A 21,109-nucleotide genomic window follows, 5' to 3' on the forward strand; every position below is an offset into this window, starting at 1 on the left:
GAGATGCTCTAACCAGCTGAGCTAATCACCCGTCTTCTTGGGGTCCATGGCCCCGAAGCGGAGCGGAACATAGCATGGATTTTCCAAAAAGCAATGCCGGTGACGCAAGTCACCGGCATTTTTTAGCTGAACATCGTCAAACTTAGTTGACGGCGTCCTTAAGGCCTTTACCAGCCTTGAACTTCGGCTGTTTCGATGCCGGGATGTCGATTTCTTCACCGGTGCGCGGGTTGCGACCTTTTGAAGCAGCGCGAGCAGCGACAGCGAAGGTACCGAAACCAACCAGACGAACTTCGTCGCCGGATTTAAGAGAATCGGTGATGGAATCGAAAACAGCGTCTACTGCCTTTGCAGCGTCAGCTTTGGACAGATCAGCTTTAGCAGCTACACTTCCAACGAGATCGTTTTTATTCACTTCCTGGCCCCCTTGTTTGGACGTTCGGAGTTATGAGGAAATTTGGTTTGCCCCAAACCTGTTGCATGGGCAGTGTAAGCAGGTCGCAAACAGCTCGTCAATGCGAGAGACGCAGTTTTCTGCGGTTTTTGACGTTTTTTTCGATTTTTTGCGCTTTACACCAATCCCGACATGTTCCTGCGCCGATTCTTGGGCAAAGTTATCCACAGAAAAAGGGGGCCGACAGTGTCGGCCCCCTTGTTTTCTGCGCGTTCTGACGATCCTTAGTGAGTCGTCACACCGCCGATTTCCGATTCTTCGCCGTCCTTGGATTTGACAGCAACGTCATCAACCTCTTCTTCCCACTCGATCGGGACAAGCGGATTGACCAAGGCGTGGCTCAGAACTTCGTCAACATGCGACACCGGAATGATTTCCATGCCGCGTTTGACGTTGTCCGGAATCTCTTCGAGATCCTTTTCGTTTTCCTGCGGGATCAGAACGGTTTTTACCCCGCCGCGCAACGCAGCCAAGAGCTTTTCTTTCAAACCGCCAATCGCAAGCACACGGCCACGCAGCGTAACTTCGCCGGTCATCGCAACGTCCTTGCGCACCGGGTTGCCGGTCAGAACCGAAACAACCGAAGTCACCATACCAACACCGGCCGAAGGACCGTCTTTGGGGGTGGCACCTTCTGGCACGTGAACGTGGATGTCCCGTTTCTGGAACAAGGTCGGCTTGATCCCGAAATCAACCGCACGCGAACGGACAAACGAGGTCGCCGCCTGAATCGATTCCGTCATGACTTCACCGAGTTTACCGGTGGTTTTCATGTTGCCCTTGCCCGGCACGGTAACAGATTCGATCTGAAGCAAATCGCCACCGAACTCGGTATAGGCAAGACCAGTAACAACACCGACCTGATCTTCACCCTCGGTCTCGCCGAAGCGGAACTTGCGGATACCGGCATATTTACCAAGTGTCCGCGGGGTAACACGAACCGTTTTCAGGTTTTCAAGCATGATCCGCTTGGTCGCCTTACGGGCCAGCTTGGCCAATTCACGTTCGAGGCTACGCACACCGGCTTCGCGGGTGTAATAGCGGATCAGATCACGAAGTGCTTCGTCCGAGATGCTCCATTCCCCTTTCTTCAGGCCATTATCCTTGACCTGCTTGGGAATAAGGTGACGTTTGGCAATCTCGACTTTTTCGTCTTCGGTGTAACCGGAAATCCGGATGACTTCCATACGGTCAAGCAGCGGCTGCTGCATGCGAAGCGAGTTGGCCGTGGTGACAAACATCACATCCGAAAGATCGTAATCGACTTCGAGATAGTGATCGTTAAAGGTCGAGTTCTGTTCCGGATCCAAGACCTCAAGCAGAGCCGAGGCCGGATCACCGCGGAAGTCCGAACCCATCTTTTCGATCTCGTCGAGAAGGAAGAGCGGGTTGGAATACTTCGCCTTTTTCATGCCCTGGACAATTTTGCCCGGCATGGACCCGATATAGGTCCGGCGATGACCGCGGATTTCGGATTCATCGCGAACCCCACCGAGTGACATGCGCACAAAGCTGCGCCCGGTCGCATTGGCCATTGATTTACCAAGCGAGGTTTTACCAACACCGGGAGGACCCACAAGGCAAAGGATCGGACCTTTGACCTTTTTGGTGCGCGCCTGAACCGCAAGATATTCAAGGATGCGTTCCTTGACCTTTTCAAGACCGTAATGCTCCTTATCAAGCACCTTCTTGGCCTTTTTCAGATCATGTGAAACACGCGAACGCTTGTTCCACGGAATAGACACCATCCAGTCAAGATAGTTGCGCACCACGGTGGCTTCTGCCGACATCGGGCTCATATTGCGCAGTTTCTTGAGCTCTGCCTGTGCCTTTTCCTTGGCTTCCTTGGGCATTTTGGCCTTGTTCAGCTTCTCTTCGATTTCAGAAGCTTCATCCTTGCCATCTTCGCCCTCGCCCAGTTCCTTCTGAATGGCTTTGAGCTGCTCATTCAGATAGTACTCGCGCTGGGTTTTCTCCATCTGGCGTTTGACGCGGTTGCGGATTTTCTTTTCAACCTGCAACACGCCAATTTCGGATTCCATGAAGCCGAAAATACGTTCCAGACGATCGCCAACCAGCTTGGTTTCCAGCAATTCCTGCTTTTCGGAAATCTTCAGCGACAGGTGGGATGCCACCGTATCGGCAAGCTTGGCCGGTTCTTCGATCTGATTGACCGAAACCAGAACTTCAGGCGGAATTTTCTTGTTGAGTTTGATGTACTGTTCGAACTGGGTGACGACCGAACGGGCCAGCGCTTCGAGTTCGCTGTCATCCTCGTCACTGTCTTCACGCACCGAACCATAGGCCTGGAAGAATTCCGGGTTATCAACGTAGCCGGTAATTTCGGCACGTTTCCCGCCTTCAACCAATACCTTTACGGTTCCGTCCGGCAGCTTGAGAAGCTGCAAGACAGTTGCGACAGTACCAATTTCATAGAGATCTTCGACAGCCGGGTCATCAAGACCGGCGTCTTTCTGGGTGACAAGCAGGATCTGCTTGTCTTCGCGCATCACATCTTCGAGCGCACGCACCGATTTTTCACGTCCGACAAACAGCGGAACAATCATGTGCGGGAACACGACAATGTCACGCAACGGCAGCACCGGGTATATTTCGCCACGCGCCAATTCGACCATTATGTTCTTTCCCTACTCTGAGCCGTAACGCTGCTGTGCGGTCCTGCCATAGGCCCCGCCAGCAACGCGAACATGTTTTAGATAATCGTTAGATAATCCGGATTTCCCGCACCGCAATAGTTGCCGGTGCGGGAATTACGTTCAGGCAGTATTTTCAACACCTTCACGACGTTCTGCATGGATCAGCAACGGCTTTGCCTTTCCATTAACGACGTCAGCGTTGATGACGATTTCCTCGACACTTTCCATGGTCGGCAGATCGAACATGGTTTCAAGCAGGATGCCTTCCATGATCGAGCGCAAACCACGTGCACCGGTCTTGCGTTCAATTGCCTTGTCGGCAATCGCCTTGAGCGCATCCGTCTGGAAGGTGAGTTTCACGTCTTCCATATCGAACAGGCGCTGATACTGCTTGATCAGTGCGTTTTTCGGCTCGGTCAAAATCTGGACCAGAGCTTCGTTGTCGAGGTCTTCGAGCGTTGCCAGAACCGGCAGACGACCAATGAATTCCGGAATAAGACCGAACTTCAAAAGATCTTCCGGCTCGACTTCGCGCAGAACATCACCCGCACGGCGTTCATCAGGGCCACGGACATCGGCACCAAAGCCGATTGCGCTGCCCCTGCCACGCTGGGAAATCACCTTGTCCAGGCCAGCGAATGCGCCGCCGACGATGAACAGGATATTGGTGGTGTCGACCTGCAGGAATTCCTGTTGCGGATGTTTCCGGCCACCCTGCGGCGGAACGGAAGCAACAGTGCCTTCCATGATCTTGAGCAATGCCTGCTGCACGCCCTCGCCCGAGACGTCACGGGTGATGGACGGGTTGTCGGACTTGCGCGAAATCTTGTCGACTTCGTCGATATAGACGATGCCGCGCTGGGCCCGCTCGACATTGTAGTCAGCAGCCTGCAGCAGCTTGAGAATGATGTTTTCGACATCCTCACCCACATAACCGGCTTCGGTCAGGGTGGTGGCATCTGCCATGGTGAACGGCACATCAAGAATACGTGCCAGGGTCTGGGCCAGAAGCGTTTTACCGCAACCGGTCGGACCAACCAGCATGATGTTCGATTTTGCCAGCTCGATGTCTTCATTCTTGCTGGAATGGTGCAGGCGCTTGTAATGGTTGTGAACCGCGACCGAGAGAACTTTTTTCGCATGGCCCTGACCGATGACATAGTCATCAAGGACCTTGCAAATCTCTTGCGGAGAAGGCACCCCGTCTGCCGATTTGACGAGATGTGTTTTGTGCTCTTCGCGGATGATGTCCATGCAAAGCTCTACGCATTCATCACAGATGAACACGGTTGGACCGGCGATGAGCTTGCGAACCTCGTGCTGGCTCTTTCCACAGAAAGAACAGTACAGAGTGTTCTTGGAGTCCCCGCTATTCGATTTGCTCATACAAACCCCAATTACGTTTGACGTTATCTTTTATCGCCATGTTAGCCGGTAAACGATACCGATCTCAACGTTTAATCTGCGCTTTTCGGCTTTATGGCGTCATGTTTGATATGGGTTCGCTATCTTGGTTGCGAAACCCCTTGCACTAATCACCCAAACGTTCGGGCGGCCAGCAAGTTCCGAACAATAACGCCCAAGCCTGCACATACTCTTGTCTATGACTTAAAACTGCCATGAGGCAAGACATAAAAAAACGCCCCGGCCGATCACCGGGGCGTTTCCACCAATCACACCTGAGTGATCAGTCTTTCTTTTCATCACTTTCCGGCTTCGGACGCGATGTAACGACCTCGTCGATCAGACCAAATTCCTTGGCCTGATCAGGGGTGAGGAAGTTATCACGTTCCATTGCGTCTTCGATGGTCTTGAGATCGCGGCCGGTATGTTCGACATAGATCTCGTTAAGACGCTGACGCAGAGCCAGAATTTCACGGGCATGAATTTCGATGTCCGATGCCTGACCCTGGAAGCCGCCGGACGGCTGGTGGATCATGACACGTGCATTGGGCAGGCAGTAACGCTTGCCTTTTGCACCGGCCATCAGAAGCAGCGAGCCCATGGATGCCGCCTGCCCCATGCACACCGTGGAGACATCGCAACGGATGTACTGCATGGTGTCATAGATGGCGAGACCCGAGGTCACAACACCGCCCGGTGAGTTGATGTAAAGCGAGATATCCTTATCCGGATTTTCCGATTCGAGATGCAGCAACTGCGCACAGATCAGTGACGACATGCCGTCATGGACCTGACCGTTGATGAAAACGATGCGCTCCTTAAGAAGGCGCGAAAAGATGTCATAGGCACGCTCGCCACGGCTGGTCTGTTCAACGACCATCGGTACAAGCGAATTCATCCGTTCTTCAATCATCAACTGCAATCTCCCTGCATGATCCTAAACCGTGTCCGGCCGGATTACTTGTCTTCGGATTTGTCAGCAGCTTTTTTAGCGGCCGGCTTTTTGGCTGCAGCTTTCTTGGCCGGGGCTTTTTTAGCCGGAGCCTTTTTCTCTGCGTCCTTTTTCGCCGGTGCTTTCTTAGCAGCCGATTTCTTCTTCGGAGCTTCGTCTTCCTCTTCCGGCTTCAGAAGGTCTTCAACCGAAACGGTTTTTTCTTCTACCTTGGCGAGTTCGACGATGTAATCAACGACCTTGTCTTCATATACAGGGCCCTGAAGCGCCTGCAAGGCCTGCGGGTTATTTTTATAGAATTCGATAACCTGCTGTTCCTGGCCCGGATATTTCTGGGCTTCGGCAACGAGGACCTTGTTGACGTCTTCCTGAGTGACCTGGATCTCATTCTCACGGCCGACTTCTGCAAGCAGAAGCCCCAGAAGAACGCGACGTTCTGCGATTTCGCGGAACTCTTCGGTCAGCTCTTCTTCGGACTTGCCTTTGGTTTCGTCGTCTTCCTGTCCAGCTTCACGGGCCTGTTTGATCTGGCCGATGATGCCTTCGAGTTCGTTTTCAACGAGCGACTTCGGCAGTTCGAAGCTGTGGTTTTCAGCCAGCGCGTCAAGAAGCTGACGCTTCATTTTCTGACGGGAAACCGATTCGTATTCGCGGCCAAAGTCCTTGCGGATCGCTTCTTTCAGGGACTCAAGGCTGTCCTGACCGAGTTTCTTGGCCAGTTCATCATCCAGCTCAGCCGGTTTCTTTTCCTTGATTTCCTTAACGGTTACGTCGAACTCAGCGTCTTTGCCTGCGAGTTCGGCAGCACCGTAAGCTTCCGGGAATTTCACTTTGACGACGACTTCGTCACCAGCGTTCACACCGGTCAGCTGATCTTCGAAACCTTCGATGAAGGAACCCGAACCGAGTTCAAGTTCGTAATCTTCGGCTTTGCCGCCTTCGAACGCTTCACCGTCGATTTTACCCAGGAAGTCGATGACAACAACGTCACCGGCTTTGGACTTGCGCTTACGCGCGAGCGGTGCGGTCGTACCCTGTGCGGATGCGATGCGCTCGAGGGTTTCGTTCACCTTGCTGTCGTCAAGTTCAACAACTTCACGGGTCAGCTTCAGCTTTTTGAAGTCCATTGCTTCGATGGCCGGGATGATTTCGACTGCGATGTCGAATTCCAGATCGCCGCCTTCATCGAATTTGGTGACTTCGATTTTCGGCTGGACAGCCGGGCGCAGGTCATTGTCGTTCAGAACCTTGCCGGTGTTTTCGTTGACAGCGGCTTCAAGGACTTCGCCCATGACGGCCTGGCCGTAACGCTGACGCAGGAGTTTCGCCGGAATCTTGCCCGGACGGAAGCCCGGCAGGCGAACCTGATCCTTGATCTCGTCAAGTTTGGCGACGACTTTTTCTTCGATATGTGCGGCGGGCACGACGACTTTGAACTCGCGCGCCAGGCCTTCGTTTTTGGTTTCAGTAACCTGCATAGATAACTCTTTTGCTTGGTTCGAATAATGTCCGTTACGCGACGCAGTCCGGACGTCAGAAAGTCAATACGACTAAACGAATATGGTACCCGGTCAAATTTTCAGCCTGCTTATGGTACGGGTGAAGGGACTCGAACCCCCACGGATTGCTCCACTGGAACCTAAATCCAGCGCGTCTACCAGTTCCGCCACACCCGCACACAAGCATAGAAATCACTCCGGTCACACCGGAATGAGTGCGCCTTAATACAAACTTCGATCCCCTCATGCAAGCATCGCCTTTTCGACAAACGCAATCTTGTCGAAAATATCCATCAAACAGGGCCTAAATCGACGGCAATCAGCCGATTTTAGGTGACGCCCCCCTAGCGGAAATGACGTTTTACGGCACTGGAAACCGCGATTTTGCCCTGTCCGACGTAACTTTCGTGATTTTTTTCGATGGTCGAAAGGTCATAGAGATAGTTCACCATCATCCCGAATGACTGGTTCCAGCCATTTTCCTTGGCATTGCCGTTCCAGTTCAGCCGTTCAACCCGCGCACCGTTGCTCAGATGAAAATGCGCGACCGGGTCAAAGGCGGTGTCCATGCCGGGACGCTTGGCATTCAAAAGATACCACGCCGTCAGGTACTCGATATTTGCGCGTGTGCGCTCCGAAACCCCGTCCGGGCTGGTGGCAGGTGGTTTTGGCCCCATCAGGTTATCACAATCTGTTAGGGCCGCCTCAATCGCCTTGGGCAGGCCGGTTTCCTCACCCTTGGCCATGATATCAAGCTGCCGGTCCATCCAGCTGCGCAGTGCCGGTATCGGCGACAGGGTTGAAAATTGTTTGAGATGCGGCAGATCGCGTTGCAATTGCGCGACCACACGTTTGATCAGGAAATCGCCAAAGCTGATTCCCGCCAATCCGGCTTGCGCGTTCGAGATTGAATAGAAGATCGCCGTGTCGGGCTTCGTGTCGCTTTTGGGCGCCTTTTCCGAGCTACCCAAATCGTCATCCTTGCTTTCGATCAGTTCATCGACGTTACCGGCAATCCCGTTCACAAGCGCGACTTCCACGAAAATAAGCGGCTCGTCCGGCATTCCGGGATGGAAGAAGGCAAAACACCGCCGGTCTGATGCCAGTCGACGTTTAAGGTCATCCCAGCTTTGAATGGCGTGAACGGCTTCATAGGCGATCAGTTTTTCCAAAAGGGCTGCCGGTGAATTCCACGTGATGCGGCTCAGTTCCAGAAAGCCGATATCAAACCAGCTTGCCAGCAGTGTCTTGAGGTCGCGTTCCAGAATGGCAAGTCCCGGGGCCTCCTTGCGCCAGCGCAAAAGGTCGGCGCGCAGATCAACCAGGAACTTCACACCTTGTGGTAATGAATTGAATTCCTTGAGGATCAAACGAAATGGCGGCACCAGTGCGGCACGCAGTTCAGTTTCAAGCAATGCCTGTTCGGCCAGATCATCAGCCGCCGTCCAATCGGCCATAACAGCCGCAACACGGTCGCGATCCACCCCGAATTCATTGACCAGAAGATGCAGGAATTCACGTTTCCCCGCATCATCAAGGCGCAAGAAATCATGTCCAAGGGCGGCTGCACGCGCACGGGCCGATACCGCCCCACCGCGCCTTGCCAGACAATCGGCGATTTGTTCACGCCAACGATCCTGGCGGGTCTGGCTTTCATCAAAACCAAGACCACGCACCACCGGGCTATCGCGCAGTTCGCGCCAGGCGCCACGAAGGTTATCAAGGGTTCTGTCGAGAAACGTCTGAGACATGCCTGTCTCCCACTCCGATATCAGAAGAACTTCAAATCGTTTCCTCAATGCGTGATGATCCATCCCATCACGCCATACCGTTTTTATATCGGGTGATTATACCGCAAGTGCCAGCGGCTGCGGTGACTTCTTATTCATCTTAGTTCACGTCATGCCTTTTTGCGCGATGCCAGCCACAGTTCACGCAAAACAGCCGGAAGATGTTCCGGAATGTCTTCGGCAATCAGGCCGGGGCCAATATCCGCCCCGCTTCGTGCATGAAGCCATACACCCATGCAAGCGGCGTCAAAACTGTCCATGCCTTGAGCCATCAAACCACCAATGATCCCGGCCAATACATCGCCCGATCCGGCGGTTGCCAGCCAAGGCACATCGACCGCACTGATGGCTGCCCGCCCGTCGGGGGCGGCAATCACCGTATCAGCCCCCTTGATCAGGACAGTGGCGCTGCAGCGTTTGGCCGCTGCGCGTGCCCGACAAAGCTTGTCACCGGTAATATCGGGAAACAGGCGGGCAAATTCGCCCTCATGCGGGGTCAGGACGGTCGGGCCTTGTACGGCAAAGCACAAGGTAGACGGATCTTCGGCAAAGCTTGTGAGTGCGTCGGCATCAAGCACCGTCGCCCGGCACAGATGCAAAAGTTTCAGAACAAGGGCACGGGTATCATCGCCCACCCCAAATCCCGGCCCGATGACAAAGGCATTATGACGACAGTCATTCACAAGCATATCAAACGCAGACATCGGGGCAGTCATGTTGCCCGGCGCATCGGATGCGTAGATCGGCAACGCCTGCGCATCTGCCACGATGGTCAGAAGCCCCACCCCGGATCGGCGTGCGGCACGCGCCACAAGGCGGGTTGCCCCGGTCATGGTAGCGCCACCAAAGGCCAAAAGATGCCCGCGATGGTATTTGTGGCCTTCAAGCCCCGGCCAATGGATGCCTGCCCGCCACAAAACCGGATCGTTTCGCCAGCAGGCCGGCGCAATATCAAGCACCGTCTGATCGGTTATGCCGATATCGCGCACGGCCAGTTCACCGCACATCAAACGCCCCGGCAAAAGATAATGCCCGGGCTTTGCCCGACAAAACGTCACGGTCAGGTCCGCCTTGACTGCGACACCCAGAACCATACCGGTATTGCCATCAACCCCCGATGGCACATCGACCGCAACAACGCTGCACGGGCTTGAATTGATTGTGGTGACAAGTTCGGCCAGATCACCGGTAATGGCGCGCGCAAGCCCGGCCCCGAAAATACAATCGACCACCAGATCCGCGCCAACAACAAGGGCCGGTGAAAGAAGTTCGGTCGCCCCTTCCCAACGGGCGGCATGCAGGGCGGCGTCCCCTTTTAGGTCAGCAGCATCGCCCATCAGACCCAAACGCACCGACCAGCCTTCATCGCGAAGAAGCTTGGCAATGGCAAAACCATCGCCGCCGTTATTGCCGGGGCCACACAACACAGATACGGAACGCGGTGACCAGTGACGGATGATTTCCTCAAACACGGCGCGACCGGCATTTTGCATCAAAACGTCGCCGGGAATGCCGCCTTCGATCGTGCGGCGGTCTGCTTCGTACATTTGATCGGTTGTCAGGATTTCAAACATTTCACCCCGTCATCCTTGTCGTGAACTTCCGGTCTGCGTTGTGCATCAAGACAGCATTTAAAACAGGTCCAGTCGACTGTAGCCATTTAAATTTCACCCCACTATAGTGCAGCGAAATTCGCATGTCGGATAGTTGGCAGAAAGGCTGACCATCAGACCGCAACACGAAACTTTCCGCAGCAAGGCTTTGCCCGCATGCATGTAGTCGTCATGGGCGCCGGGGTCATCGGGACAACGGCGGCCTGGTATCTTTTGCAAAATGGTCATCAGGTTACGGTCATTGATCGTCGGCATGCCAGTGCGCAGGAAACAAGCTTTGCCAATGGCGGTCAGATTTCTGCCTGTCACGCAACCCCCTGGGCGAATGCATCCACCCCGAAACAAATCCTCGGCTGGCTTGGCCGGGAAGAAGCACCGCTTCTGTTTCGGATGCGCTTTGACCCGCAGCTGTTTTCATGGGGCTTGCGGTTCTTGCGCAACTGCACCGATGCGCGGGCCAGGATCAATCTGGAAAAGGCGCTTCGGGTTGCGATCTATAGCCGCGATTGCCTGCGCACGCTTCGCGACGAGCTTGATCTTGAATACGATCATAGCACACGTGGCATCCTGCATATCTGCCGCACTGAGCAGGACATGGTCGCGGTCGAAAAGGCCACCGCCCAGATGCAGGAATACGGGCTTAAACGCAGACTTGTATCGTCCGAGGAATGCCTTACCATCGAACCGGCCCTGCGTGATGCCACCGCCCCGATCATTGGTGGCAGTTTTACGCCCGATGACGAAAGCGGTGATGCGCGTAAATTCACCGAACGTCTGAGCGAACATTGCATCGCCAAGGGCGCATCGTTTCAGTTCAACACCAACATCACCGGCCTTGTCCATGATCAGGGCAAGATCACCTGTGTTCAAACAGACCAGGGTGACATCCATGCGGATGCCTTTCTGGTCTGTCTTGGCAGCTATAGCCCGCTGATGCTGGCCCCGCTTGGCATCAAATTGCCGATTTATCCGTGCAAGGGATACTCCATCAGTATCGATACCACCGGCTATTCCGGGGCACCGGAAACGGCCCTGATCGATGACAGTGTGAAAATGGTGTATTCACGACTTGGAACACATCTTAGGGTTGCCGGCACGGCAGAGCTTGATGGCTATAACCTTCGGATGTCGCCACGCCGACAAAAACTTATCGTTGATAAAGCACTGGAATTATTCCCGAATTCAGGTGATCGCTCCAGCATCGATTTCTGGTCGGGTTTGCGGCCGGTAACGCCGGATTCTGCCCCTGTTCTTGGGGATACGAAGTATGCTAATCTATACCTTAATACGGGGCATGGGACGTTGGGTTGGACGATGAGTTGCGGATCAGCAAAAGCAGTCGCCGATCTCATCAGCGACAAGACCCCTGACATCTCTCTGACGGGGCTGGGTATCGACCGCTTTTAGCGGACGACCTGATTATTATGGGATCACGGGCTGACATGACCAGCAACACACCAATTGGTTCAACCAATGTGCCATTGGCCGACCAGGTTGTTCTGAACGCCCTGCCCTATGCCGCCGTCATTTGTGATCGCAACGGCATCGTCATGCAATGTAACGAGGCCATCGCGCGTTTGATCGGCGTTTCGCGTGATCGCATGCTGGGCCGCAAGGCCGGTTTCATTTCCAAGGGCCTGATGAGCGACATCGAAGATGTGTTTTCTTCTGGCCGGACCTGGCGCGGCGATATCATTCTGGTCGGTGCCGCCAAGGAAAGCCACGTCTGCGATCTGTCTATTGCGCCGCTTGAATATTGCCAGAACAATGAAACGCGCACCGCGGTGCTGATGACATTGCTTGAAAATGACCGTCAGGCACAGGCCGAACGCACCCTGATGGAGCAAAACCGCAATCAATCGGATGCCAACGCGTCAAAATCCGATTTTATCGCCAATATGGGCCATGAATTGCGCACCCCGCTTAATGCGATTATCGGCAACTCCGAACTGATTGCGCATGGGGTTCTTGGCGATCTGCCCGACGGGTATCGCGAATGTGGCCGTGACGTTTACGAGGCGGGCAAGCATCTGCTTGAACTGGTCAATAATGTTTTGGATGTATCAAAACTGTCTGCCGGTTCGATGACCTTACAGCTTGAAGAGGCTGATCTTGGTTCGGTGATACGCGATGCCGCCCGGCTTGTCGGGGATGATATTTCGCGTCGCAGCCATCAATTGGAATTCGATCTGCCGGATCAGCCGGTTTCGATGCTGTGTGACAAGCTGAAGCTCAAACAGATCCTGATCAATATCCTGAGTAACGCGGCAAAATTCACACCCGAACACGGCAAGATCCGCATCGGACTGACCACCACCGACGAAGACGTGAGTTTTGCGGTCGAGGATAATGGTGTCGGCATGAGCCCGAATGACATTCCCCGTGCGCTGGCCCGGTTCTCGCAGCTTCATCCATCCGGGGTGAAGGAAAGTGTCGGCACCGGTCTTGGCCTGCCGCTGGCCAAGCTTCTGGTCGAACTGCATGGCGGAAGGCTTAGTATCGAAAGCGATCTTGGCAAGGGCACGACCGTGCGCATTACCCTGCCCCGACCATAACCTGATATCGTTAACTCTATGTTGCAAAAGACCCGCCCGGACATGTCCGAGGCGGGTCTTTTGATCTTCAGGCCTTAATGGGCCGCAGATTGATTGATCTGGTCGTGCCGCGCGATGACGTCCTTGGGCCAGCGGCTTTTGATATAAGACAGGCTGGCAATGATTTCCTCGTCGCTCAGCACGCCCTCATAACCCTGCATGGCCGATTTATAGTCACCCCCGGCCATTGCTGCCGGTCCGTATTTGGTTAGTTCAAACAACACCTGATCGGGGTGATGCCAGGTGTGCCCGGTTTCATCATGAGGCGGTGCCGGAAGCAAACCGTCAGGACCGCGTTCCCGCCAATTGGCTTCGCCCTCAAGTCTTGCACCGTGGCAGGAAGCACAGTTTGCGTCATAGATCTTCTTGCCCTGCGCCACCAGTTGCAGATCACCGGGACGCAACGACACATCCTGATCCGCGATCGCATCCGGGCCAAAGAACGTGACGATGCCATACATAATCGCCGCACCGACAAGGGCGCCAAGCGCCATAACACCTTTATTCTTCAATGTGTTCTCTCATTCATCTGTGTTTCGGGATCACGCCTTGCGGGCGAGATCATTGATGATCGGGCAGTTCGGACGATCATCGCCATGACAGGACTGCACAAGGTCGGAAAGTGTATCGCGCAGGCTTTGAAGTTCGGCGATCTTGCGTTCGATCTCTGCCAGATGGGTTTTGGCGATTTCCTTTACATCGGAAGAGGCACGGTTGCGGTCCTCGTAAAGTGACAGCAACACCCGGCAATCTTCGACCGAAAACCCCAGCCCGCGGGCACGTTGCAGGAACCGCAATTTGTGCAGATCGTTTTCGTCATAGTCACGATACCCGTTGGCCAGGCGCCCCGGCGAAACCAGACCGATATCCTCGTAATAACGGATGGTTTTCGCCGGAAGTCCGCATTCAGTCGCGGCGTCAGAAATGTTCATCGCCCTCTCCTATTTCCGGACTGTCCAGCGCCGCAATGTCAGCGAGTTACCAACAACCGAGACGGAGCTGAGCGCCATCGCCGCACCGGCAATCGCCGGGCTAAGCACGCCGAATGCTGCCAACGGAACACCCACCACGTTATAGGCAAAGGCCCAGAACAGGTTCTGTGCGATTTTGCGGCGCGTGGCGATCGAAATATCGATCGCGGCAGACACAAGTGCCGGATCAGACCGCATCAGGGTGATGCCAGCCGTTTCCATGGCAACATCGGTGCCACCACCCATGGCAATACCGACATCGGCGGCGGCCAATGCAGGCGCATCATTGATGCCGTCACCAACCATGGCGACATGACGGCCTTCCTTGCGGAGTTTTTCGACTTCACGCGCCTTGTCCTGCGGGCGAATACGGCCTTCGCCGCGTTCCAGGCCAAGTTCGCGTGCCACGTGGCTTGCGACATCCTGACTGTCACCCGACAACATGATCGATGAAATGCCGCGTGCCTTCAGATCGGCAATCGCCTGTTTGGCACCTTCACGAATGCGATCCTCAAGGGTCAGGTAACCGGCAAACGTACCATCAATCGCAACCAGAATAACGGTTCTGCCTTCGCCTTCGTGTTTCTTGATGTCCTTTGCCAGATCCTGTGGTGGACCTGCGATATCAAGATCACTCAGCAAGGCTTCGCTGCCAATCGCGATCTTGTGCTTTTCAACATCGGCCATGACACCGGCACCGGTTTTGCCCTTGAAGTTATCGATATCGGGCAGTGATACACCTTCATCCTTGGCAATCGAGACAACCGCACGCGCCAGGGGATGCTCGCTGGCGGCCTGAACGGCTGCTGTCAGGCGCAGCAACTCATTACGGTCAACACCCTCAACCGGGCAGATATCGCGTACGGTCGGCGTACCTTCCGTCAGGGTGCCGGTTTTATCAAAGATGACGGTATCGACATTGTGGGCCTGTTCAAGCGCCTCGAAATTACGGATCAGAATTCCGTTGCGTGCAGCACTGCCGGTACCGGCCACCAGCGCAGTCGGCGTTGCCAGACCAAGCGCACAAGGACATGCAATCACCAGCACCGACACCGCGGCAACGATCGATGCCTCTGCGCCAAAGCCGGTAAACAACCAGGCGCCCAGGGTCAGCAGAGCAACAACAACTACAATCGGCACGAACACGGCCGATACCCGGTCGACAAGCTTCTGAACCGGGGCCTTTCCGGTCTGGGCCTTTTCAACCAGGCGAATGATGCGCGACAGCGTCGTATCATCGCCAACCGCACTGACTTCGATATCAAGGCGTCCGGTACCATTCACAGCGCCACCAACGACAGTATCACCACTAACACGTGCCACAGGTCGGGTTTCCCCGGTGATCAGGCTTTCATCCAGTTCACTTTCACCGGCATGAACCTTGCCATCGACCGGCACACGTTCGCCCGGCAAAACGCGAACGATATCACCGACCGAAAGACTTTCAATCGCGACATCCTGTTCGCCTTCACCGGCGACCACCTTGCGCGCACGCCGTGGGCGCAGTGCCATCAATTCACGAATGGCGGCTGATGCCCCGCGCTTGGCGCGTTCTTCCATGATTTTACCCGCAAGGATCAGGGTAATGATCGCAGCCGATGCTTCGAAATAAAGATGGGTCTGACCGGCATTGGCCGTCAGCATGTTATAGAGGCTGAGGAAATAGGCCGCCGATGTCCCGAGTGCGACCAGCACATCCATATTGGCACTGCGATGGCGCAGGGCCGCGTAAGCCCCCTGATAGAAGCGCGCACCAATATAGAACTGAACCGGGGTTGCAAGCGCAAGTTCAACCCATGCCGGCAGATGATAGGACACACCAAGGTTCATCCAGACCATCTGCAAAACCAGTGGTGCGGTCAGCAATGCCGATACCGCAAGAAGGATCAGGGACTTGTCCTGTTTCTTTTCGTTGCGTGTCGCCTCGTCTGCATCACCGTCTTCGGATCCGGATTTGTTGCGTGACGTTGCGTGATAGCCGGCATCCTCGATCGCCTTGATCGCGATGGCATCATTGACCTTGCCCGAAAGGGCCGAGATATCGGCACGTTCCAGCGCGAAATTGACGCTTGCCGTGGTGACGCCCGGCAATGCCGAAAGTGCCTTTTCAACCCGCAAAGCGCAGTTCGCGCATGTCATGCCATCGACATCAAAGGAAAGCTGCTGGGTCACGACGCTATAGCCTGAATCCGCGACCGCCTCGGCGATTTTGGATGTATCAAGCTTGCTGTCATCAAAGTGCACATTTGCACTGTTAAGCGCAAAGTTCACGGTGACATCAGAAACACCATCGAGACCAGCAATGGCCTTTTCAACGCGGCCTGCACAGTTTGCACAGGTCATGCCTTCGATCTCGAGGTTCACTTCGCTGGTATTGGCAGTCGGCTGCACGGATGCCCCACCGCCTGCTGCGGTATCGTACTCGTCTGTTCGGCGATCCATATCACGCACCTCAAAAAGGGGTTATTACAAGATATGGGGCACGATAGACCTTCCAGCAACTGGAAGGTCAAGATAAAAAAGCGATATATAAAAATGCAGAGCTAAGCCTCTGATACCAAAAAGAAAGCCCCGGACATTGCCGGGGCCTTCTGAAAATTGTTTGCTGGCTTATGATCAGCCTTCCGGGCTTGGTTCCCCGGCTGCGCGGAACTGGATGTAGTTCGGCAGGCCCATCATGTCGATCAGACGGATCTGCTGTTCCAGCCAATAGGCGTGATCTTCTTCGCTGTCATCAAGCAGGGCGACCAGCATCTGACGGGTCTGGAAATCGTCCTCTGCTTCGGCGATCTTGATCGCCTTTTTCAGAAGATTGATCACATGATATTCGTGTTCGAGATCGTTTTTCATCATCTCGGGCACGGTTTTGCCGATCTTGATCGGTTCGCGCGATGCGGTATCGGGCACGCCTTCAAGGAACAGGATACGCTCGATCAGACGCTTTGCGTGTTCAAGCTCCTCATCCTTTTCGTGATGCATGCGTTCGTACAGCGAATGCAGGCCCCAATCGGCATACATTTCAGCATGTGTGTTGTACTGATCCGCCGCCGACAGTTCGGCAGTGAGCTGTTTGTTCAGCGCGGCGAGGACCTTTTTACTACCCTTCATGGCGTAATACTCCTGATCTGGTTAGTCGCCGTCGCCTGAACGGCTCTGGATGTAGTTTGCAATCCCGACATTTTCGAGCTGCCATTCTTCAGTCTCAAGCCAATCAACGTGCTCTTCCTGTTCTTCCAGGAATTTCACAAGCAGATCGCGCGTCACAAAGTCTTCGGCCTTTTCACAGGCGGTGATGGCTTCGCGCAGAAGCGGCAGAGACGCCAATTCAAACTTCATGTCACAACTGATGATCTCTTCGACATTTTCGCCGATCATCAGTTTGTTGAGGTTCTGGAGGTTGGGAAGACCTTCAAGAAACAGAATGCGCTCAATCGTGTCGTCAGCGCGTTTCATTTCCTTGATCGAGAGCTTGTACTCATACTCGCCCATTTCTTCCACGCCCCAGTCCCGCAGCATTCTGGCATGCAGGAAATACTGGTTAATCGCAGTCAACTGGTTGGTCAGAATGCGATTAAGATATGTGATGATCTTGGGATCACCTTTCATCATGGCTCTCCTGATGGTTGGGCTATGCAGATAGTGGGAATCCACCCGGCTTGTTTCAAGGAAAAAACGCGCCTTTGATTACCATTATCAATAATTTAGCCGATTTTCCCGAAATAAGCCAGTTGGGGTGAATGACTAAAAATCATTCGCACGGATTTCCCTGAGAATGAAAATCGGTTCGGTGAAATTGCCCTTTGCAAAGATCTTGTGCCCGGATGTTTTCGTACGACTCGCAACTGCCGTGCAATCAATTGAAGCAAAACATGAAGCAGCACTTTCAAACCATTCGTTTCATCCTTGGGGATCAACTGACACCGTCGCTTTCAAGCCTGAAGGACGCCGATCCCGATCAGGACCTGATCGTCATGGCAGAGCCGCATGATGAGGCCACCTATGTCCCCCATCATCGCCAGAAAATCGTGATGATCCTGTCTGCGATGCGCCACTTTGCCGAGGAGTTGCGCGAAAACGGATTTCACGTCGCATATTTCGATTATCAAAACCATCCGACCAAATCCTTCACCGACGCCCTGAAAGCGGCCGTTACCGAGCACAACGTCAAAGAAGTCATCATCACCGAGCCCGGTGAATGGCGGGTCAAACATGAAATCGATACATGGTCCGAAGACCTTGATATCTCGGTTGATGTGCGCGCCGATGACCGGTTCTTTGCCCCGCTTTCGGCATTCGAGGATTTTGCCAAGGACCGCAAGGAACTCCGGATGGAGTATTTCTATCGCGGTTTGCGACGCGATACCGGCATCCTGATGGAACCCGATGGCAAGCCGGTTGGCGGACAATGGAACTTTGATCACGACAACCGCAAAAGCCTGCCCGATGATGTGACGCCCCCGACGCCAAAGACATTTGCACCCGACAAAATCACGCAAGGTTTGCTTGATCGCGTTTGCGATGACTTCCCCGATGCACTGGGGGATGTTGCGTCATTTGGCTGGCCGGTCACCCGCCAAGATGCGCTTGCGGCACTTGATCATTTCATGAAGCATCGCTTGGCGCAGTTTGGCGATTACCAGGATGCAATGACGGTCAAAAGTGCCACCCTTTATCATTCCCTGATCAGTCCGTGCCTCAATACCGGGCTGTTGTTGCCTGATGAAGTCTGCCGGGCGGCCGAGAAGGCCTATCATGAGGGCAAGGCACCGCTGAATGCGGTTGAGGGGTTTATTCGCCAGATCCTTGGTTGGCGGGAATATGTCCGCGGGCTTTACTGGTATCTTGGCCCGGATTACGGCAGCGGCAATCATTTTGATGCCAAACGCCCCCTGCCCGAATTCTTCTGGGATGGCGATGTGCCGATGAATTGCCTGAAACAGGCGATTGGTGAAACGCTTGAAAATGCCTATGCCCACCACATTCAGCGCTTGATGGTGATTGGCAATTTTTCCCTGCTGGCCGGGCTTGATCCCAAAGAAGTCTGCGACTGGTATCTGGCGGTCTATATCGATGCGTTTGAATGGGTTGAGCTTCCCAACACCTTTGGCATGGCGCTTTATGCCGATGGCGGCAAGATGGCATCAAAGCCCTATGCGGCCAGCGGCAAATATATCGACCGCATGTCGGATTACTGTAAGGACTGCCAGTACAACCCGCGCAACAACACTGGCAAGGATGCCTGCCCGTTTAATGCGCTTTACTGGCATTTTTTGGATCGCAACGCCGACAAACTTGGCAACAATCCGCGCCTTGGCATGCCATACCGCAACTGGGCCCGCATGAAGGACGACAATAAGCGCGATCTGATCGCACAGGCCGACGCATTCTTGCGCAAACTTGATGATGGCAAGTTTGATACCGTATCAGAACAAGGCAGCCTTTTCTGAGGCTTAGAAATCAAACGTGATCTGTTGATCGGGTTTATCGCTCCCAGATGGTGGCCGTTTCTGTTTAAAGGTTCGGCTGCCATGCTGCTTGACGATTTGCTGTGCCTGATCGCGGAAATCATCATTTTTGCGAATGGCCCAGATGTTGGTGCGGGCATGTCGGGCGGCGGCCATGTGATCGACAATCGGCGCTGAATAATGTTTTCCGATCTCAACGCCCAGATCGATCTGTTCAATCGGGGCAAGGCGCCAGGGTTCGTGAATGAAGGCGTCCGGAACGTCACGCAATTCCGGCACCCAACGGCGGATAAAGTCACCATGGGGGTCCTGATCATTGGATTGTTTGACCGGGTTATAGATGCGTGGCGTGTTGATCCCGGTCGTGCCTGATTGCATCTGAATTTGCGGGTAATGAATGCCCGGTTCGTAATCGACAAATTGCTGTGCGAGATGCAATGCGGGTTCACGCCAATGTTGCCAAAGCTGATAGCTGACAAAGGCTGTCAGCATCGCGCGCATCCTGAAATTGATCCAGCCTGTGTGATCAAGGGCGCGCATGCAGGCATCAATAAACGGAAATCCGGTTTTGCCCGCTTTCCATGCCAGAAGTCCCGGATCATCGGGATGATCAGGCCGCAAACCGCTATAGGCCGGTTGCAGGTTTTCGATTTCGATCTTCGGTGTGGTTTCAAGTTTCTGGACGAAATGACAATGCCAGTGCAGCCGGCTTTCATATGCCTTTAGCGCGGAAAGAAACCCTTTGGGGCGATCTGTTGCAGGCATGGCATGGATATCGCACCGTCTTTCACGCACGGCATGAATGATTTCGCGCAAGGATACTGTGCCATAGGCAATATGCGGACTTAGCCGTGAACAGCTTTCAAATGCGGTTCGGGGCGATGACATTTCGCGGTGATATCTCTGCCCGCGATAGCCAAGAAAACTGTCAAGCAACCGCATCCCCGCACGACGTCCACCACCCTGCGGGTCATTGCAAGGTGCGGAAAGGTGTGCAGTCGGGTGTTCGGGAATTGAGCCGGGATCAAGATCAACAGCAGGTGTTTGAAACCGCACCTGCCCGGTCGGTGGGCTGGCAAAAAACGCCTGCCATGCCCCGTGCCAGTGAACGCGATCAAGCCTGCCGCGGATGACCGCGAACTGCCGATGTTCACGGAATGCAATGCCATTTTGGCGAGCCCAATCCGAGACAGCCAGATCACGTTTGAACGTCCAGAGATTGCCCGTTTCTTCGTGTGCATGAATGGCACGGATATCAAATGTGTCGGCGAGCCCGGTCAAAACATCAACAACATCGCCAACCCGCACGGCAAGCGATTGACCAAGCGCACGGGCATCAGACGCCAGTTCATCAAGCGACGCGCGGATAAACTGCCAATGCCGTGCTGATGTGTCTGGCAGCCGCCAATAATCGGGCTCAACGACATAAAGCAACACAACCGGATATCCGGCAGCAATCGCCCCATTCAGCGCCGCATGATCATGCAGACGCAAGTCGCGCTTTAACCAGACAATTGTGATGGGTGGGCGCATCAGCACCACCCAACGACAACAGTTGCATCAGGTGTGGTGGACAGACTTAGAATGCGGAAACAAAACAGCGGCATGCAAACGGAACTCGCAATCACAAGAACATTGCTTCCATACGCTGCGTGACTTTGTCCGGATTGGTTTGCCCCAGAGTGTCGCCCAGGAACACAAAAAGCCGGA

Annotated in this window: 16 protein-coding genes and 1 tRNA gene; 3 read left to right on the top strand and 14 right to left on the bottom strand. The window is 54.3% G+C overall.

The window, feature by feature from the left end; genetic code table 11:
• Positions 1-142: 142 nt before the first annotated feature.
• From TH4_RS16535 to TH4_RS16570, 8 genes are all read right to left on the bottom strand, one after another.
• On the bottom strand, positions 143-415 hold the full coding sequence (locus tag TH4_RS16535) for an HU family DNA-binding protein (protein WP_008891813.1): 273 nt from the start codon (positions 413-415) through the stop codon (positions 143-145).
• 263 nt (positions 416-678) lie between these two features.
• Positions 679-3,090 (bottom strand): endopeptidase La, encoded by a 2,412-nt coding sequence (gene lon, locus TH4_RS16540; RefSeq protein WP_008891814.1) that lies wholly within the window; start codon positions 3,088-3,090, stop codon positions 679-681.
• Positions 3,091-3,231: 141 nt separating this feature from the next.
• Positions 3,232-4,497, bottom strand: a complete 1,266-nt coding sequence (gene clpX, locus TH4_RS16545; protein ID WP_008891815.1) for an ATP-dependent Clp protease ATP-binding subunit ClpX — start codon at positions 4,495-4,497, stop codon at positions 3,232-3,234.
• A gap of 301 nt (positions 4,498-4,798) precedes the next feature.
• The gene (clpP, locus tag TH4_RS16550) at positions 4,799-5,428 is read right to left on the bottom strand and encodes an ATP-dependent Clp endopeptidase proteolytic subunit ClpP (RefSeq protein WP_008891816.1); all 630 of its coding nucleotides are present in this window, start codon (positions 5,426-5,428) and stop codon (positions 4,799-4,801) included.
• A 44-nt stretch (positions 5,429-5,472) separates the two neighbouring features.
• Entirely contained in the window at positions 5,473-6,945 is a 1,473-nt protein-coding gene (gene tig, locus TH4_RS16555; protein WP_008891817.1) for a trigger factor, read from the bottom strand.
• 113 nt (positions 6,946-7,058) lie between these two features.
• Positions 7,059-7,143, bottom strand: a tRNA-Leu gene (locus TH4_RS16560).
• A gap of 167 nt (positions 7,144-7,310) precedes the next feature.
• Positions 7,311-8,717, bottom strand: a complete 1,407-nt coding sequence (locus TH4_RS16565; protein ID WP_064782002.1) for a malonyl-CoA decarboxylase — start codon at positions 8,715-8,717, stop codon at positions 7,311-7,313.
• 149 nt (positions 8,718-8,866) lie between these two features.
• Entirely contained in the window at positions 8,867-10,330 is a 1,464-nt protein-coding gene (locus TH4_RS16570; protein WP_064782003.1) for a bifunctional ADP-dependent NAD(P)H-hydrate dehydratase/NAD(P)H-hydrate epimerase, read from the bottom strand.
• Positions 10,331-10,525: 195 nt separating this feature from the next.
• Here TH4_RS16570 and TH4_RS16575 point away from each other — a divergent pair, with 195 nt between their 5' ends.
• Both TH4_RS16575 and TH4_RS16580 read left to right on the top strand, forming a co-directional pair.
• Positions 10,526-11,776: a D-amino acid dehydrogenase gene (locus tag TH4_RS16575; protein WP_064782004.1), complete on the top strand. Its 1,251-nt coding sequence runs from the start codon at positions 10,526-10,528 to the stop codon at positions 11,774-11,776.
• 35 nt (positions 11,777-11,811) lie between these two features.
• A complete protein-coding gene (locus TH4_RS16580; RefSeq protein ID WP_064782005.1) occupies positions 11,812-12,924 on the top strand; it encodes a sensor histidine kinase in 1,113 nt (370 codons plus the stop codon).
• Positions 12,925-12,998: 74 nt separating this feature from the next.
• Here TH4_RS16580 and TH4_RS16585 read toward each other — a convergent pair whose 3' ends face one another.
• From TH4_RS16585 to bfr (TH4_RS16605), 5 genes are all read right to left on the bottom strand, one after another.
• Positions 12,999-13,475, bottom strand: coding sequence for a c-type cytochrome (locus TH4_RS16585; RefSeq protein ID WP_245227966.1), 477 nt, complete (start codon positions 13,473-13,475; stop codon positions 12,999-13,001).
• Positions 13,476-13,505: 30 nt separating this feature from the next.
• Positions 13,506-13,895, bottom strand: a complete 390-nt coding sequence (gene cueR, locus TH4_RS16590) for a Cu(I)-responsive transcriptional regulator (RefSeq protein ID WP_008891823.1) — start codon at positions 13,893-13,895, stop codon at positions 13,506-13,508.
• 9 nt (positions 13,896-13,904) lie between these two features.
• Entirely contained in the window at positions 13,905-16,376 is a 2,472-nt protein-coding gene (locus TH4_RS16595) for a heavy metal translocating P-type ATPase (protein WP_083997152.1), read from the bottom strand.
• A gap of 174 nt (positions 16,377-16,550) precedes the next feature.
• Positions 16,551-17,042 carry a bacterioferritin gene (gene bfr / locus TH4_RS16600; protein ID WP_008891825.1) on the bottom strand — a complete coding sequence of 164 codons (492 nt, stop codon included), beginning with the start codon at positions 17,040-17,042 and terminating at the stop codon, positions 16,551-16,553.
• 21 nt (positions 17,043-17,063) lie between these two features.
• Positions 17,064-17,540, bottom strand: a complete 477-nt coding sequence (gene bfr, locus TH4_RS16605; protein ID WP_008891826.1) for a bacterioferritin — start codon at positions 17,538-17,540, stop codon at positions 17,064-17,066.
• A gap of 263 nt (positions 17,541-17,803) precedes the next feature.
• On the opposite strand from bfr (TH4_RS16605), the gene TH4_RS16610 reads away from it, so the two are divergent.
• A complete protein-coding gene (locus tag TH4_RS16610) occupies positions 17,804-19,381 on the top strand; it encodes a cryptochrome/photolyase family protein (RefSeq protein ID WP_064782081.1) in 1,578 nt (525 codons plus the stop codon).
• A 3-nt stretch (positions 19,382-19,384) separates the two neighbouring features.
• Here TH4_RS16610 and TH4_RS16615 read toward each other — a convergent pair whose 3' ends face one another.
• The gene (locus TH4_RS16615) at positions 19,385-20,932 is read right to left on the bottom strand and encodes an FAD-binding domain-containing protein (RefSeq protein WP_064782007.1); all 1,548 of its coding nucleotides are present in this window, start codon (positions 20,930-20,932) and stop codon (positions 19,385-19,387) included.
• Positions 20,933-21,109 lie beyond the last annotated feature (177 nt).

This window comes from Thalassospira tepidiphila MCCC 1A03514 (genome assembly GCF_001662875.1).
In the GTDB taxonomy this organism is placed as follows: Bacteria; Pseudomonadota; Alphaproteobacteria; order Rhodospirillales; family Thalassospiraceae; genus Thalassospira; species Thalassospira tepidiphila.